Source organism: Streptomyces sp. NPDC029044, assembly GCF_040637495.1.
Taxonomy (GTDB): Bacteria; Actinomycetota; Actinomycetes; order Streptomycetales; family Streptomycetaceae; genus Streptomyces.
The window spans coordinates 1-14,191 of sequence record NZ_JBEZWN010000079.1 but is presented as its reverse complement, the minus strand read 5'-3'; the positions used below and the strand labels follow the sequence as shown (position 1 = coordinate 14,191).

At 72.1% G+C, this 14,191-nt stretch carries 13 protein-coding genes; 6 read left to right on the top strand and 7 right to left on the bottom strand.

Features of this window, described 5'->3' with window-relative positions:
• The first annotated feature begins 83 nt into the window (after positions 1-83).
• The 3 genes from AB0E85_RS35395 to AB0E85_RS35385 all read left to right on the top strand — a co-directional run bounded on the left by AB0E85_RS35395 (position 84) and on the right by AB0E85_RS35385 (position 2,658).
• Positions 84-473, top strand: coding sequence for a hypothetical protein (locus tag AB0E85_RS35395; RefSeq protein ID WP_361936257.1), 390 nt, complete (start codon positions 84-86; stop codon positions 471-473).
• Between the two features lie 114 nt (positions 474-587).
• Positions 588-2,015, top strand: a complete 1,428-nt coding sequence (locus AB0E85_RS35390) for a S28 family serine protease (RefSeq protein WP_361936254.1) — start codon at positions 588-590, stop codon at positions 2,013-2,015.
• A gap of 97 nt (positions 2,016-2,112) precedes the next feature.
• Positions 2,113-2,658 carry a hypothetical protein gene (locus tag AB0E85_RS35385; RefSeq protein ID WP_361936251.1) on the top strand — a complete coding sequence of 182 codons (546 nt, stop codon included), beginning with the start codon at positions 2,113-2,115 and terminating at the stop codon, positions 2,656-2,658.
• A 28-nt stretch (positions 2,659-2,686) separates the two neighbouring features.
• Here the strand turns inward: AB0E85_RS35385 and AB0E85_RS35380 are convergent, their stop codons facing one another.
• The 3 genes from AB0E85_RS35380 to AB0E85_RS35370 form a co-directional block, all read right to left on the bottom strand.
• Positions 2,687-3,352: a hypothetical protein gene (locus AB0E85_RS35380; protein WP_361936248.1), complete on the bottom strand. Its 666-nt coding sequence runs from the start codon at positions 3,350-3,352 to the stop codon at positions 2,687-2,689.
• 113 nt (positions 3,353-3,465) lie between these two features.
• Positions 3,466-5,298 (bottom strand): glycoside hydrolase family 3 protein, encoded by a 1,833-nt coding sequence (locus AB0E85_RS35375; RefSeq protein ID WP_361936246.1) that lies wholly within the window; start codon positions 5,296-5,298, stop codon positions 3,466-3,468.
• A 332-nt stretch (positions 5,299-5,630) separates the two neighbouring features.
• On the bottom strand, positions 5,631-6,548 hold the full coding sequence (locus AB0E85_RS35370; RefSeq protein ID WP_361936244.1) for a LysR family transcriptional regulator: 918 nt from the start codon (positions 6,546-6,548) through the stop codon (positions 5,631-5,633).
• Between the two features lie 163 nt (positions 6,549-6,711).
• Here AB0E85_RS35370 and AB0E85_RS35365 point away from each other — a divergent pair, with 163 nt between their 5' ends.
• Both AB0E85_RS35365 and AB0E85_RS35360 read left to right on the top strand, forming a co-directional pair.
• Positions 6,712-7,644 (top strand): EamA family transporter, encoded by a 933-nt coding sequence (locus AB0E85_RS35365; protein ID WP_361936241.1) that lies wholly within the window; start codon positions 6,712-6,714, stop codon positions 7,642-7,644.
• 41 nt (positions 7,645-7,685) lie between these two features.
• Positions 7,686-7,886 carry an SCO3870 family protein gene (locus AB0E85_RS35360; protein WP_361936239.1) on the top strand — a complete coding sequence of 67 codons (201 nt, stop codon included), beginning with the start codon at positions 7,686-7,688 and terminating at the stop codon, positions 7,884-7,886.
• A 28-nt stretch (positions 7,887-7,914) separates the two neighbouring features.
• Here the strand turns inward: AB0E85_RS35360 and AB0E85_RS35355 are convergent, their stop codons facing one another.
• From AB0E85_RS35355 to AB0E85_RS35340, 4 genes are all read right to left on the bottom strand, one after another.
• Positions 7,915-9,099, bottom strand: coding sequence for a hypothetical protein (locus AB0E85_RS35355; RefSeq protein ID WP_361936237.1), 1,185 nt, complete (start codon positions 9,097-9,099; stop codon positions 7,915-7,917).
• A 461-nt stretch (positions 9,100-9,560) separates the two neighbouring features.
• Positions 9,561-10,358 (bottom strand): sugar phosphate isomerase/epimerase family protein, encoded by a 798-nt coding sequence (locus tag AB0E85_RS35350; protein ID WP_361936288.1) that lies wholly within the window; start codon positions 10,356-10,358, stop codon positions 9,561-9,563.
• A 32-nt stretch (positions 10,359-10,390) separates the two neighbouring features.
• Positions 10,391-11,542, bottom strand: coding sequence for a dihydrodipicolinate synthase family protein (locus AB0E85_RS35345; protein WP_361936234.1), 1,152 nt, complete (start codon positions 11,540-11,542; stop codon positions 10,391-10,393).
• The gene (locus AB0E85_RS35340; RefSeq protein ID WP_361936231.1) at positions 11,539-12,690 is read right to left on the bottom strand and encodes a Gfo/Idh/MocA family oxidoreductase; all 1,152 of its coding nucleotides are present in this window, start codon (positions 12,688-12,690) and stop codon (positions 11,539-11,541) included. Before AB0E85_RS35340 ends, AB0E85_RS35345 begins: the two co-directional genes overlap by 4 nt.
• Before the next feature lie 339 nt (positions 12,691-13,029).
• Between AB0E85_RS35340 and AB0E85_RS35335 the strand changes: the two genes are divergently transcribed.
• Complete coding sequence (locus AB0E85_RS35335) at positions 13,030-14,079, top strand: LacI family DNA-binding transcriptional regulator (RefSeq protein ID WP_161369391.1); 1,050 nt, start codon at positions 13,030-13,032, stop codon at positions 14,077-14,079.
• Positions 14,080-14,191: the final 112 nt, after the last annotated feature.

The window sequence follows — 14,191 nt, the reverse complement described above, 5'->3', positions numbered from 1 at the left end:
CTCGTGCAACCATCCGACATACGTCATGCGTCCGTACTGGCGTACGCCGATGGTCGCGGACGACGCGGTACGGGAGGACGACAGTGCACAGTGGAGCGATACGCCGGCGGTTCGCGCTCGGACTGGCCGTGCTGACCGCCTCCGGGCTGCTCGCCGTCGCCGCGCCGGGGGAGGCGCAGGCCGCCTCCGCGTACTGTCCCGGCCGCAAGGTCCGCACCCTGCCGTTCGCCACCGGCACCGTGCTCGTCTACAAGCGAGGCGGTTACGTGTGTGCCGTGACCCTCACCAAGAAGCCCGGGGTGAAGCGCAAGATGTCGGTGAGCGTGCAGGCGCGCGGCAACCGGCCGGTCGTCGACGCGGGCCAGTACGCCCATCACGCGGGCCCGGTGATCGTGCACGCCGGGCGCCGCTGCGTCTGGCTCAAGGGCCAGGTCGGCCGGGGCAAGTTCAGCTCCGGCTGGATCCTCTGCTGACGCCGCGCCCCCCGTAACACGCCCCAGCGCACAGGGTTTTCCCTATGTCCCCTGGTGCTCCGGTGAGTTGGTCCGCTAGCTTCCGGCGCACATCTGTCTCACAGGGGAGTGCGCATGCGCAAGGCGCTCAGATGGCTGCTGGCGCTCACGGTGCTCATAGGCACACTGGGCACGGCGGGAGCGGCCACCGCCGCCGACGCCGCCGGCACCACCGACATCAAGGAGAGGCTGCTCTCCATACCGGGCATGAGCCTGATCGAGGAGAAGCCGTACACCGGCTACCGCTTCTTCGTCCTGAACTACACGCAGCCGGTCGACCACCGCAAGCCGTCCAAGGGCACGTTCCAGCAGCGCATCACCGTGCTGCACAAGGACGTGGCGCGCCCGACGGTGTTCTTCACCAGCGGCTACAACGTCTCCACGACGCCCCGCCGCAGCGAGCCGACCCAGATCGTGGACGGCAACCAGGTCTCCCTGGAGTACCGCTTCTTCACCCCGTCCCGGCCCGCCCCGGCCGACTGGACCAAGCTGGACATCTGGCAGGCCGCCAGCGACCAGCACCGCGTCTTCAAGGCCCTGAAGGGCATCTACGGCAAGAAGTGGATCTCCACGGGCGGCTCCAAGGGCGGCATGACGGCCACCTACTACGAGCGCTTCTACCCGCGGGACATGGACGGCGTCGTCGCCTACGTCGCCCCCAACGACGTGGTCAACAAGGAGGACTCGGCCTACGACCGCTTCTTCGCCCGCGTCGGCACCAAGGAGTGCCGCGACCGGCTGAACGGCGTGCAGCGCGAGGCGCTCGTGCGCCGCGAACCGCTGGAGAAGAAGTACGCGGCCTTCGCGCAGGACAACGGCCTCACCTTCACCACCATCGGCAGCCTGGACAAGGCCTACGAGGCGACCGTCCTCGACTACGTGTGGGGCTTCTGGCAGTACAGCCTGCTGTCCGACTGCGACCAGATCCCGGCCGACGCCAAGAACGCCACCGACGACCAGATCTGGGAGTCCGTCGACACCATCGCCGGCTTCTCCGCCTACGCCGACCAGGGCCTGTCGAACTACACGCCGTACTACTACCAGGCCGGCACCCAGCTCGGCGCGCCGACCATCCGGTTCCCGCACATCGAGAAGCAGTACATCCGCTACGGCTACCAGCCGCCGCGGAACTTCGTCCCCCGGGACATCCCCATGAGGTTCCAGCCGCAGGCGATGCGGGACATCGACACCTGGGTCCGGCACAACGCCCGCCACATGCTGTTCGTCAACGGACAGAACGACCCGTGGAGCGCGGAGCCGTTCCGCGTCGGCAAGGGCGCGAAGGACTCCTACGTCTTCACCGCCCCCGGCATGAACCACGGTGCCAACGTCGCGGGCCTCGTGCCCGAGCAGAAGGCCCTCGCCACCGCCCGCATCCTCGACTGGGCCGGTGTCGCCCCCGGTTCGGTGCAGGCGGACCCGAAGGCCGCCAAGCCGCTGGCGAAGTTCGACGCCAAGCTCGACAAGCGGGACGTCCAGCGTGAGATGACGCTGCGTCCGTAACCGCCCGCGAGCCGGACACGACCGCCCCTCGGCCTCCTGGCCGAGGGGCGGTTCGCATGTCCCTGCGCGGGCGGTGAATGCTCCGTACGGTGACCTGATGGACAGTTCTGTCGTCTTCAACGTCGTGACCACGGCCATCGCCGTCGTCGCCGTGGTGACCTCCATCGTGTTCAGCACACGGCAGGCCCGCATCGCGAAGCACGCCAACCACATATCGGTGCTGATCGACCTGCTCCGGGAGTTCCGGTCCGCCGAGTTCCACGAACAGCACGACTACGTGTGCACCCGCCTGGGGGCCGAGCACGATCCGGAGGACGGAGTACGGGGGTTGCCGCCGGAGGCCAAGGCGGCCTTCTGCAGCGTCGTTTACTACTACCAGTCGTTCGCCAACCTCGCCGTCTTCGGCCTGCTCGACCAGACGCTGCTGGTGACGGTCCTGCGCACGCGGATCGTCTCGGTCTGGAAGGCCGTCCGGCCGTTCGTGGAGCGGGAGAGGGAGTTGCGGGGCGAGGGCAGCACGGGAACCTACCTGTCCACCTTCGAGGAACTGGCCCGGCTGGCGGCCGACCTGCCCCCGCAGCACGTCCGCGACCAGATGGCCGAGGCCCGGCGAAGACTCCCGCGCAACAGGCTCCTGGGGTGACGCGGGTGCCGGCCCACGCCCCCTCACCTCACAACGCCCGGGCGCACCCCACCGGCCGTTTCCCGCCCAGCCGGACGTACAGGGCGGTCGGGCCGGGGCAGTCGGAGCGCTCGGTGACCGCCCGGGTCACCTTGTACTGCGGCTTGCGCTCGCCCTCGCCGTCGCAGGCCGTCTCGCGGACCTGCCCGTCGCCGGATCCGTAGACGCAGTCGCCGACGATCGTGCGGGGCCCGCCCCCGCCGCCCGGGTCGCCAGGGTGCGGCGGCTGGAGATTGCGCATGCACGCGTAGCCCTGCGGGACCGTCCCGTCGCCGTCCTCGTCGGACGCGGGGCGCTGCTCGCTGATGTGCAGCACGAAGTCGGTGGTCGCCGGGCAGCGCGGCCCGTCCCGCACGGTGCCGTCGTGCCGTGCCACCACCCGGGCCGCCGCCCGCTCACCGGCGCACGGCACCTCGGTGAAGCTCGTCGTGCCGAACGAACTGCACTCGCCGACCGCGAGGAACACCGCCCCGTATCCGGAGGGCCGGGTCGGCACCGGTGACGCCGTGGCGGTCCGCCCGGTCCTGCCGGTCGCGGGATCGCCCAGCCGGCCGTCCTCCGCCACGCCGCCCGACGGGCTCTGGCAGCCGGTCAGCAGCGTGCCGAGCAGCGCCACCAGTCCACAGACCACCCCCACGGAACTTCTCCCACGCATCGCCGACCCCCCGAGTGTGCTCGCCCAGCGTGACCCGCGGTCGCGGGCGCACGCCAGGCACATGGGGCGGTTTGCGCACGTTGGGGGTGGTGCGCCCGAGCCCTGGCGTACGTCTAGTACGACAGCCCGTAGCCGATGGGGTACAGCACCTGCTCCGGATCATCCGCCCGTTGCACCGCCACCGGCAGCCTCCCGCGCGGCTTCACCCGCCCGGCGATCACCCGTGCGGCGGCCCGCAGTTCGACGTCGGTCCAGGAGTAGGCGGCCAGGCAGGCCGGCACGGACGGCAGCTGGGCCACGTCGTACGGGTTGCGGACCGCCACCGCCACGACCGGTCTCCCGGCCGCCACGAGCTGCTCCACCAGCGCCTTCTGGCCGCTGCCCGCCGTGACGTTGTACGTGGCCACGACCACCGCGTCGGCGTCCCGCGCCGCCGCGACCGCCTTCGCGATGGTCGCCGCGGAGGGCGCGGTGCCGGTGGACAGGGCGGTGGCGGTGAAGCCCACGTCTCCCAGCGCGCCGGCGAGCACGCCCGTGGGCGGCCCCGTCGTGCCCGACGGCGAGGCCGGATCCGCGCCGACCACCAGCACCCTGGGGTACCGGCGCCGTGACAGGGGCAGCACCCGCCCCTCGTTGACGAGCAGCGTGGTCGTCCGCTCGGCGATCCGGCCGGCCGCCGCCCGATGCGCCCGGGTCCCCACGGTCCGGTCCACACCGGCCTGGCTGACGTACGGCGAACGGAACAGCCCCAGCTTCGACTTCAGCCGCAGCACCCGCAGGATCGATTCGTCGAGCCGGGCCTCGGTCAGCTCGCCCTCGCGCACGGCGGTCAGGACGGCGTTCCAGGCGAGGTCCAGGTCGGGCGGGTTGAGGAGCTGGTCCACGCCCGCCTTCAGCGCGAGCACCGGCACCCGGTCGTCGCCGTACTTGGTGCGGACGCCCTCCATGCCCAGGGAGTCGGTGACCACGACCCCGTCGAAGCCGAGGCGTTCGCGCAGGATGCCGGTGATGACCGGGCGGGAGAGGGTGGCCGGGTCGCCGGAGTCGTCGAGGGCCGGGACCATCAGATGGGCCGTCATGATCGAGTCGATGCCCGCGGCGATCGCGGCCCGGAACGGCGGGGCGTCCAGCCGCTCCCACAGCTCCCGGCTGTGCGTGATGGTGGGGAAGCCGGTGTGGCTGTCGACGTTGGTGTCGCCGTGCCCGGGGAAGTGCTTGGCGGTCGCGGCGACGCCCGACCCCTGGTACCCGGCGACCTCGGCGGCCACCAGCGCGGACACGGCCCGCGGATCGGCACCGAAGGACCGTACGCCGATGACCGGGTTGGCCGGGTTGACGTTCACGTCGGCCACGGGGGAGTAGTCCTGCCGGATCCCCATCGCCCTCAGCTCGGCGCCCGCGATCCGGCCGAGGGCGCGCGCGTCGGAGCGCGAACCGCCCGCGCCGACGGCCATGGCGCCCGGGAAGAGCGTGGCGGGCTCGCCCACCCGGGCGACGATCCCGTGCTCCTGGTCGGTGGAGATGAGCACCGGCAGCCCGCGCGGCAGTTCGAGGGACGCCTTCTGGATGCCGTTGGACAGGTCCGCGATCTGGTGCGGCTCGCGGGTGTTGTGCGCCCAGGCGAAGTAGATGATGCCGCCGACCCGGTACTTCGCCACCAGCTCGGCGGCCGTACGGACCCCGATCTCCTTGAGGTTGGCGTCGACGTCGGCCTGGTCGGGGGCGGTGGCGGAGTGGCCGTAGACCCGCATCACGAAGAGCTGGCCGACCTTCTCCGGCAGCGTCATGCGGGAGACGAGGGCGCGCAGCCGGCTGTCGTCCGGGGCGGCGGCGCGCGCGGGCCCGGCGGCCGCGAGGGCGGCGGTGACGCCGGCCGTGGAGGCGAGGAGAGTGCGTCTGGAGGGCTGAGCGGTGTTTCCCGTGCTTCCCGTGCCGGTGTCGTGCACGTGCGCTCCTTCCGGAGGTGATCCGATGCGGATCCGCTGAAGGAAACTTCCAAGAAGTCACCAATATCCAGGAAGTTTCTGCCAGTCAAGGGAATGCACGGTAACCGCGAAGGGGCCGCCACCGGCGCGGTTGGAGGGGGACGCGCCGATGGCGGCGGATGCCGCCGGCCGCGGTACGGCGGAGAGGGTGGTCAGCGATCGCAGCCAGTGGCGAGGGCCGACACCGCACCGTGGTGACTCTCCGGTGGCCTGCGATTGGACGGGGACGGTCCGGTCCGGGTTCCCGACCCGGCCCGGATTTCCGCAAGTCGGTACAGAGGAGAACCAGGGGATCAGCGAGGCGGATGAGCCGCCACTTTTGGCCACAGCTCGTCGAGCACCCGTACGGTTTCCGCGATGGCCGGACGTCGCGCCGCCCCCGTCCGCCACAGCGCGTACAGCCGCCGCACCGGCATCGGATCGAGCGCCACGGCCACCACCCCGGCGGGCAGCGGCCCGCGCCCCAGCCGCGGGATGAGCGCGACCCCGAGCCCGGCCGCGACCAGGGCCACGAGGGTGGGGTTCTCGTCGGCCTGGTGGACGATGTCCGGCTCGTGCCCGGCCGTGCGCAGCGTCCGCAGCAGCCAGTCGTGACAGACCCGCCCCGGCGGCTGGCAGATCCACCGCTCGCCGCCCAGCTCCTCCCGCCGCACGGCGGCCCGCCCGGCGAAGGGATGCCCCTCGGGGACGAGCAGATCGCACAGGTCGTCCCCGATGACCGCCTGCTCCAGACCCGGCGGGGCGGGCAGCGGCGCGATGTCCCAGTCGTGCGCCACGGCGAGGTCGACGGCGCCCTTCGCCACCAGGTCGACCGACAGATGCGGATCGACCTCGGAGAGCCGGGCGTCCAGAGCGGGATGCCTGCGGCCCAGCTCGGCCAGCACACCCGGCATCAGTCCGCGCGCCGCCGACGGGAACGCGGCGACGGTCAGCCGCCCCGCCGGCCGCCCCCGCCGCTCCTCCAGTTCGGTCTCGGCGCGCTCCACGATGGCCAGCAACTCCTGTGCCGCCACCACCAGTTGTTTGGCCTCGTCGGTGAGCCGCACGCCCCGTCCCTCCCGCTCCAGCAGCACGGTCCGGGTCTCCCGCTCCAGCTTGGCGATCTGCTGGGACACCGCGGAGGGCGTGAACCCGAGCGCGAGCGCGGCGGCGCCGACCGTGCCGTGCACGGAGACGGCGTGCAGGGCGCGCAGCCGCTGGAGATCGAGCACGGCGTGCTCCTTTCTGCTGAGCGGATTGCTCAGGGTTGCGCTCAGCCCGCTGAACGGGTCGCTCAGGGGTGTGCTCGGCGATGCTTTTGCTCAGCGATGCTTCATCCAACCATGCAGCAATCATCGCTGGTGCTTCATGGTCGCGGGGCGCGATGCTCACCGCATGCGCCCGTCACACCTCGCCCTCGCCGTCCTGGTCGCCGCCGTCTGGGGCGTCAACTTCACGGTCATCGAGATCGGCCTGGACCACTTCCCGCCCCTGCTCTTCTCCGCCCTGCGTTTCCTGGCGGCGGCGCTCCCGGCGGTGTTCCTCGTGGGCCGCCCGAAGGTGGCGTGGAAGTGGATCGTGGCGGTCGGCCTGGTCCTGGGCGTCGCCAAGTTCGGCCTGCTCTTCGTCGGCATGGACGCGGGCATGCCGGCCGGCCTGTCCTCCCTGGTCCTACAGATCCAGGCGGTGTTCACGGCGGCGATCGCGACCCTGACGCTGGGTGAACGGCCGTCCCGCATCCGCCTGCTGGGCATGCTGATCGCCCTGGCCGGCATCGCCGTGGCGGCCGTGGACGAGGGCGCCTCCGGCCCGCTCGGCGCCTTCGCCCTGGTCGTCGGCGCGGCGGCGTGCTGGGGCGCCTCGAACGTCCTCACGCGCAAGGCCGCTCCGCCCGACGCCCTGAACTTCATGGTCTGGGTCAGCACGGTCCCGGTCCTGCCCCTGCTGGCCCTCTCCCTGCTCACCGAGGGGCCCTCGCGCGACCTGGCGGCCCTGCGCGCGCTGGACTGGCAGGGCGCGGGCACGGTCCTCTACGTCGCCTGGATCACCACGGTGTTCGGCTTCGGCGCCTGGGGCTTCCTCCTGCGCCACCACCCCGCCTCCACGGTGGCGCCGTTCTCCCTGCTGGTCCCCGTCTTCGGCATGTCGTCGGCGTTCCTGCTCCTCGGTGAGCCGGTGAGCCCGCTGCGGTGGTGCGCTGCGGCGCTGCTGGTGGGCGGGGTGGGGCTGACGTCCCTGTCCCGTCCGCTGCCCCGGCCGGTCAACTCCCGCCCGGCGGACGGCGTTTCATTGCAGACGCACACGACAGCGGCCTCGCGTCCGAGGTAGTCTCGACATCGACCAGTCGTCCCTGACTCGGAGGAAAACGCATGACGAAGGCCCCGTTCGTCGCCATGTCCGCAGCCACCGCGGTGCTGGGCACCGCACTGGGTGCCCTTGCGCTCCAGTTGCGAGCAAACGGGTACGAGCAGTACGTCGAGTCCGTGGCCACCTTCAGCGTCCTGATGTACGTCACCGCGGCCCTGGTGGCGGTGACCTGGATCCGGGACGGCCGGCCGCGCTCGAACTGAGCTCCCGCGCTGCCGTGCGCCCCCGTCCCTAGGACGCCTCGACCAGGATCCCCGGCGGGCTGACGTGGAACGTGCGGGCCCGCACGCCGAAGCCCGTGTCGCCGTCGAGGTGGCTGTCGTCGGCCCAGGTGACGATCGCGCTCTCCGGGCCGTTGCCGAAGGCCGTCGCCGTGCAGGTGTGGGACCGTGTCGCGGGGTCGGCCGTGCTGACCCGCACCGGGTCGCCGAGTGAACCCTGGCTCTCCGAGCAGACCTTGGCCATCACCGTCGGCACGGTGTCGTGGGTGTCCGCGCTCTCCTCGACCCACGCCATCAGGAAGCGCCCGCCGGGCAGCCGGGACAGGGCCGGGGAACTCCGGGTGAAACCCCGGGGGTTGCCGGCCGTGATGTCGAAGGTCTCGGTACCGTCGGGCTGGAAGATGCTCGCCGCGACCGTGGTCTGCGGTTTGCCCAGGTCGCTGGGCTGGATGCGCTCGATGTGCGCGACGACGAACCGTCCGCTGTCGAGCAGGGTGATCGCGTTGACCCCGGTGAAACCGCCGACGTTCGGCTGGATCTCCCCGCCCAGGGCATTGCCCTCGAAGTCGAAGAACCGCAGGGTGAGCCGGCCGCCGCCGATCGATGAGGGATCGGTCGACCAGGCGACGACCACGTTGCCGTTGGTGAGGATCGAGGCCGCGGGCTTCTCGTGGAAGCCCTCGGTGGTGCTGACCGTGAACTCCGGTGTCGCCGGGCTGCCGTCCGAACGGAACCGCCGCGCGCGGATGCGCTGGTCGGGCCGCCGGCTCGCCCAGGTGACCAGCACACCACCGTCGATCATGAACGCCAGGCACGGCCGGACCTTCGGATCCGCGTCGGCCGTGACGAGCGTCTCCGGACCGGCCTTCCGGCCCTCGGTGAACCGCTGGAGCTTCACGGACGGGTTGGGGCCGGGCATGCCGAACGGCGTCTCCAGCCATACGGCGAACTGGCCGCTGATCCCGGCGGACAGCACGGACGGCCACAGCGGCCGCACCCCGGGCCCGTCCGCCGGCTGGGTACTGACCGCGAACTCGCTCCCGAGCTTGTCGCCGTCGTCCCCCAGGAACTGTCCCTTGATGACGAAGTCGCTGTCGTCCGACCACAGCTCCAGGAACTGCGTGCCGAACAAGCCGTCGACGGCGGGCTGGAGCTGGTCGCCGGATGTGGTGGTGTTCACGCGGAAGTCAGCCATGGCTGCTCTCCGAATCAGGATGCGAGGGAAGAGAGAGCACTGCGACCGGCCGAGTCCTTGGGAAATGCGTGTCACGCCCGGGGGACGGGTGCATCCGGAACGGCCGGGGGACCGCCCGGACACGCGCCACCCCTCTCCGCGGGTGGGCGTGCCCCCGGCGTCCGCCTCTCCGCGGGTGGGCGTGCCCCCCCGGCGTCCGCCTCTCCGCGGGTGGGCGTGTCCCCGGCGTCCGCCTCTCCGCGGGTGCGCGTGCCCCCGCATCCACCCCTGCTCCGCGCCTGAGCGGGGCCCTGCGCCCGCACCCTTTCCCCCGGGTGCGCCGGCCTCCGTACCCGCCATGATCCGGTTGCGTGGTGCCCTGCACTCGCCGCTCCGTTCCGCCCCGCGCGGGCCCGTACATGCCGCTGCCCCGCCCGTGGCCGGCGGGTCGGGGCGGGGCAGCGGTCTGGCGCCGAGCCGGGTCAGCGGGTGTGCTCGGTGAACCTCCGCGCCGTCTCGGCCAGGACCTCCTGGCCGTCCCGCGCCCACAGACCGTCGTTGAACAGCTCCACCTCGATGGCACCGGTGTAGCCGGCCGCCTCCACGTGGTCCTGCCACTCCCGCATGTCGATCGACCCGTCGCCGATCTGACCACGGCCGGTGAGGACGCCCTCGGGGAGGGGAGTCGTCCAGTCGGCGAGCTGGAAGGTGTGGATACGGCCGCCCGCACCCGCCCGGGCGATCTGCGCGGGGGCGGTGTCGTCCCACCAGATGTGGTACGTGTCGACCGTCACACCGACCTGATGCGCCGGGAAGCGTTCGGCGAGGTCCAGGGCCTGGGCCAGGGTCGACACCACACAGCGGTCCGCGGCGTACATCGGGTGCAGCGGCTCGATGGCCAGGCGGACACCGTGCCGCTCCGCGTAGGGGCCCAGCTCCGACAGGGCGTCGGCGATGCGTTCGCGGGCGCCGTGCAGGTCCTTGGAGCCCGCGGGGAGACCGCCCGAGACCAGGACCAGCGTGTCCGTGCCCAGCGTCGCCGCCTCGTCGATCGCGCGGCGGTTGTCGGCCAGGGCATCCGCGCGCTCCTGCGGGTCGAGCGCGGTGAAGAACCCGCCCCGGCACAGGGTCGTCACCGTCAGCCCGGCGTCGCGCACCAGCTTGGCCGTGGCCTCCAGGCCGAACGCCTGCACCGGCTCGCGCCAGAGCCCCACGTTGCGGATGCCCAGCCGGGCGCAGCCGTCGGCCAGTTCCGGCAGCGACAGCTGCTTCACCGTCATCTGGTTGACGGAGAAGCGTTCCAGGGACCCGCTCACTGGTTCACCCCGTACACGCTCAGCAGTGTCTTCATCCGCTCTTCCGCCAGCTTCGGGTCGGGGAACAGCCCCAGTCCGTCGGCCAGTTCGTACGCCGTCGCGAAGTGCGGCAGCGAGCGGGCCGACTGGAGGCCGCCGACCATCGTGAAGTGCGACTGGTGGCCCGCCAGCCAGGCCAGGAAGACCACACCCGTCTTGTAGAAGCGGGTCGGGGTCTGGAACAGGTGCCGGGAGAGCCCGACCGTGGGGTCGAGCAGCTCGCGGAAGCCCTGTGTGTCGCCCGTGTCCAGGGCCCGGACCGCCTGAGCCGCCAGCGGGCCCAGCGGGTCGAAGATGCCGAGCAGCGCGTGGCTGAAGCCCTGCTCGTCGCCCGCGATCAGCTCCGGGTAGTTGAAGTCGTCGCCCGTGTAGCAGCGCACGCCCTTCGGGAGCCGGCGGCGGATGTCGATCTCGCGCTGTGCGTCCAGCAGGGAGACCTTGATGCCGTCGACCTTGTCCGGGTGGGCGGCGATCACGTCCAGGAACGTGTCCGTCGCCGCGTCCAGGTCCGCCGACCCCCAGTAACCCTCCAGGGCCGGGTCGAACATCGGGCCGAGCCAGTGCAGGACCACCGGCTCGGCGGCCTGGCGCAGCAGGTGACCGTAGACCTCCAGGTAGTCCTCCGGGCCGGAGGCCGCCGCCGCGAGCGCCCGGGACGCCATCAGGATGGCCTGCGCGCCGGACTCCTCGACGAGGGCCAGCTGCTCCTCGTAGGCCGCGCGGACCTCGGCGAGCGAGCCGGAGGCGATCTGGTCGGTGCCCACACCGCAGGCGATGCGTCCGCCGACCGACTTGGCCTCGGCCGCCGACCGGCGGATCAGCTCCGCCGCGCCCGCCCAGTCCAGACCCATGCCGCGCTGGGCGGTGTCCATGGCCTCGGCGACGCCGAGACCGTGCGACCACAGGTGGCGGCGGAAGGCGAGGGTGGCGTCCCAGTCGACCGCGGCGGGCGAGTCGGGGGAGACGTCCGCGAAGGGGTCGGCGACGACGTGCGCCGCCGAGAAGACCGTACGGGAGGTGAAGGGCGTGCCGGGGGTCACGGCCAGGGGCTCGGTGCGGGGCTCGTAGGTCCGCAACGTCCCGCCGGCGCCGGGAAGTCGGATGGTCACAGGGAGATCTCCGGCACGTCGAGGCGGCGGCCCTCCGCCGAGGACTTCAGGCCCAGCTCGGCGAGCTGGACGCCACGGGCACCGGCCAGCAGGTCCCAGTGGTAGGGGGCGTCGGCGTAGACGTGCCGCAGGAACAGCTCCCACTGGGCCTTGAAGCCGTTGTCGAACTCGGTGTTGTCCGGGACCTCCTGCCACTGGTCGCGGAAGACCTCCGTGGCGGGGATGTCCGGGTTCCACACCGGCTTGGGGGTGGCGCTGCGGTGCTGGACGCGGCAGTTGCGCAGGCCCGCGACCGCGGAGCCCTCGGTGCCGTCCACCTGGAACTCCACCAGTTCGTCGCGGTTGACGCGGACGGCCCAGGAGGAGTTGATCTGGGCGATCGCGCCGCCTTCCAGTTCGAAGACGCCGTACGCGGCGTCGTCGGCCGTCGCGTCGTAGGGCTTGTCGTTCTCGTCCCAGCGCTGCGGGATGTGCGTGGCGGTGAGCGCCTGGACGGACTTCACCCGGCCGAACAGCTCGTGCAGCACGTACTCCCAGTGCGGGAACATGTCGACGACGATGCCGCCACCGTCCTCGGCCCGGTAGTTCCAGGAGGGGCGCTGGGCGGTCTGCCAGTCGCCCTCGAAGACCCAGTAGCCGAACTCGCCGCGCACGGACAGGATCCGGCCGAAGAAGCCGCCGTCGATCAGGCGCTTCAGCTTCAGCAGTCCCGGGAGGAACAGCTTGTCCTGGACGACGCCGTGCTTGATGCCGGCCTCGTTCGCCAGCCGGGCGAGGTCCAGGGCGCCGTCGAGGCCGGTGGCGGTCGGCTTCTCGGTGTAGATGTGCTTGCCGGCCGCGATGGCCTTCTTCAGGGCCTCCTCGCGGGCGGAGGTGACCTGCGCGTCGAAGTAGATGTCCACCGTCTCGTCGGCGAGGACCGCGTCCAGGTCCGTCGAGACGTGCTCCAGCCCGTGCTGCTCGGCCATCGCCCTCAGCGCGTGCTCACGGCGGCCGACCAGGATGGGCTCGGGCCACAGCACCGTGCCGTCGCCGAGGTCGAGGCCGCCCTGCTCGCGGAGGGCGAGGATGGAGCGGACCAGGTGCTGGCGGTAGCCCATGCGCCCGGTCACGCCGTTCATGGCGATTCGCACCGTCTTGCGTGTCAACGTCGTTCCCTTCGTACGCGGTCGCGGCGCCGCGTACGCCCCACCCATCACAGGCGGCCCGGTGAGCCGTCCAGGAACTGGTGAACGTTGCAGCAAGCGCTTTCTATCTACGGAGAAGCTAGCCTCTGAACCGCGGTCCGGACAAGACCGTGACCAGGACGAGTTGTTCGAGGGGGCGAACAACGGGGGGTCGGGGGCTTAAGGTCTGCTCGGAACCTTGGCCATGGGTTCGTCGGGGCAGGGGCGGCCGACCTGCTGATCCACGCGGAACCACAGCCGGTGGTCCAGGTGTGTACGAGGGCGAGGACCAGACGAGATGCGCGACCGGAGGACGACGAGATGACGGTGACCCTGGCGGACGTGGCGGCCCGCGCACAGGTCTCACCCGCGACGGTGTCGCGCGTGCTGAACGGCAACTACCCCGTGGCGGCCTCCACCCGCGAGCGGGTGCTGAAGGCCGTGGACGAGCTGGACTACGTGCTCAACGGGCCCGCGAGCGCGCTGGCCGCCGCCACCTCCGACCTGGTGGGGATCCTGGTGAACGACATCGCCGACCCGTTCTTCGGGATCATGGCGAGCGCGATCCAGGCCGAGATCGGCGGGCCGGGCGGCCGTGCGGGCGGGGAGAGACTCGCGGTGGTCTGCAACACGGGCGGCTCACCCGAACGGGAGCTGACCTACCTCACGCTGCTTCAGCGGCAGCGGGCCGCGGCCGTGGTGCTGACCGGCGGGGCGATCGAGGACGCGGCGCACCAGGCGGCCATGGACGCGAAGGTGCGGAAGCTGGCGGAGGCCGGGACGCGGGTCGTGCTGTGCGGGCGGCCGCCGGCGCCGGACACCGGGGCCATCGCGCTGACCTTCGACAACCGCGGCGGCGGGCAGGAGCTGACCGAGCACCTCATCGGCCTCGGGCACCGGCGGCTCGGCTACATCGCGGGCCCCGAGGAGCGGACGACCACGCGGCACCGGCTGGAAGGGCACCGGGCGGCGCTGGCCGCGCACGGGATCGAGGAGGACCCCCGATGGACGGTGCACGGGCGCTACGACCGGCGGTCCGGCTACGAGGCGACGCTGGAGCTGCTGCGGCGTGATCCGTCGCTGACGGCGGTCGTCGCGGCGAACGACTCCGTCGCGCTGGGGGCGTGCGCCGCGCTGCGGGACTCGGGTCTGCGGATCCCGGAGGACGTGTCGGTGGCGGGCTTCGACGACCTGCCCTTCAGCATCGACGCGGTGCCGTCGCTGACCACGGTGCGCCTGCCGCTGGCGGAGGCGGGGGCCCGGGCCGGACGGATCGCCATGGGCCGCGAGGAGGCACCGCCCGGGGGGATCGCGTCGGTGCGGGGCGAGTTGATGGTGCGCGGGTCCTCCGGGGTGCCGCGGGCCTCCTGAGATCTGGGGTTCACCCCGTCCCCGGCCCGGTCCCCGGCCCGGTCCCCGGCCCGGTCCCCGGCCCGGTCCCCGGCCCGGTCCCCGGCCCGGTCCCCGGCCCGGTCCCCGGCCC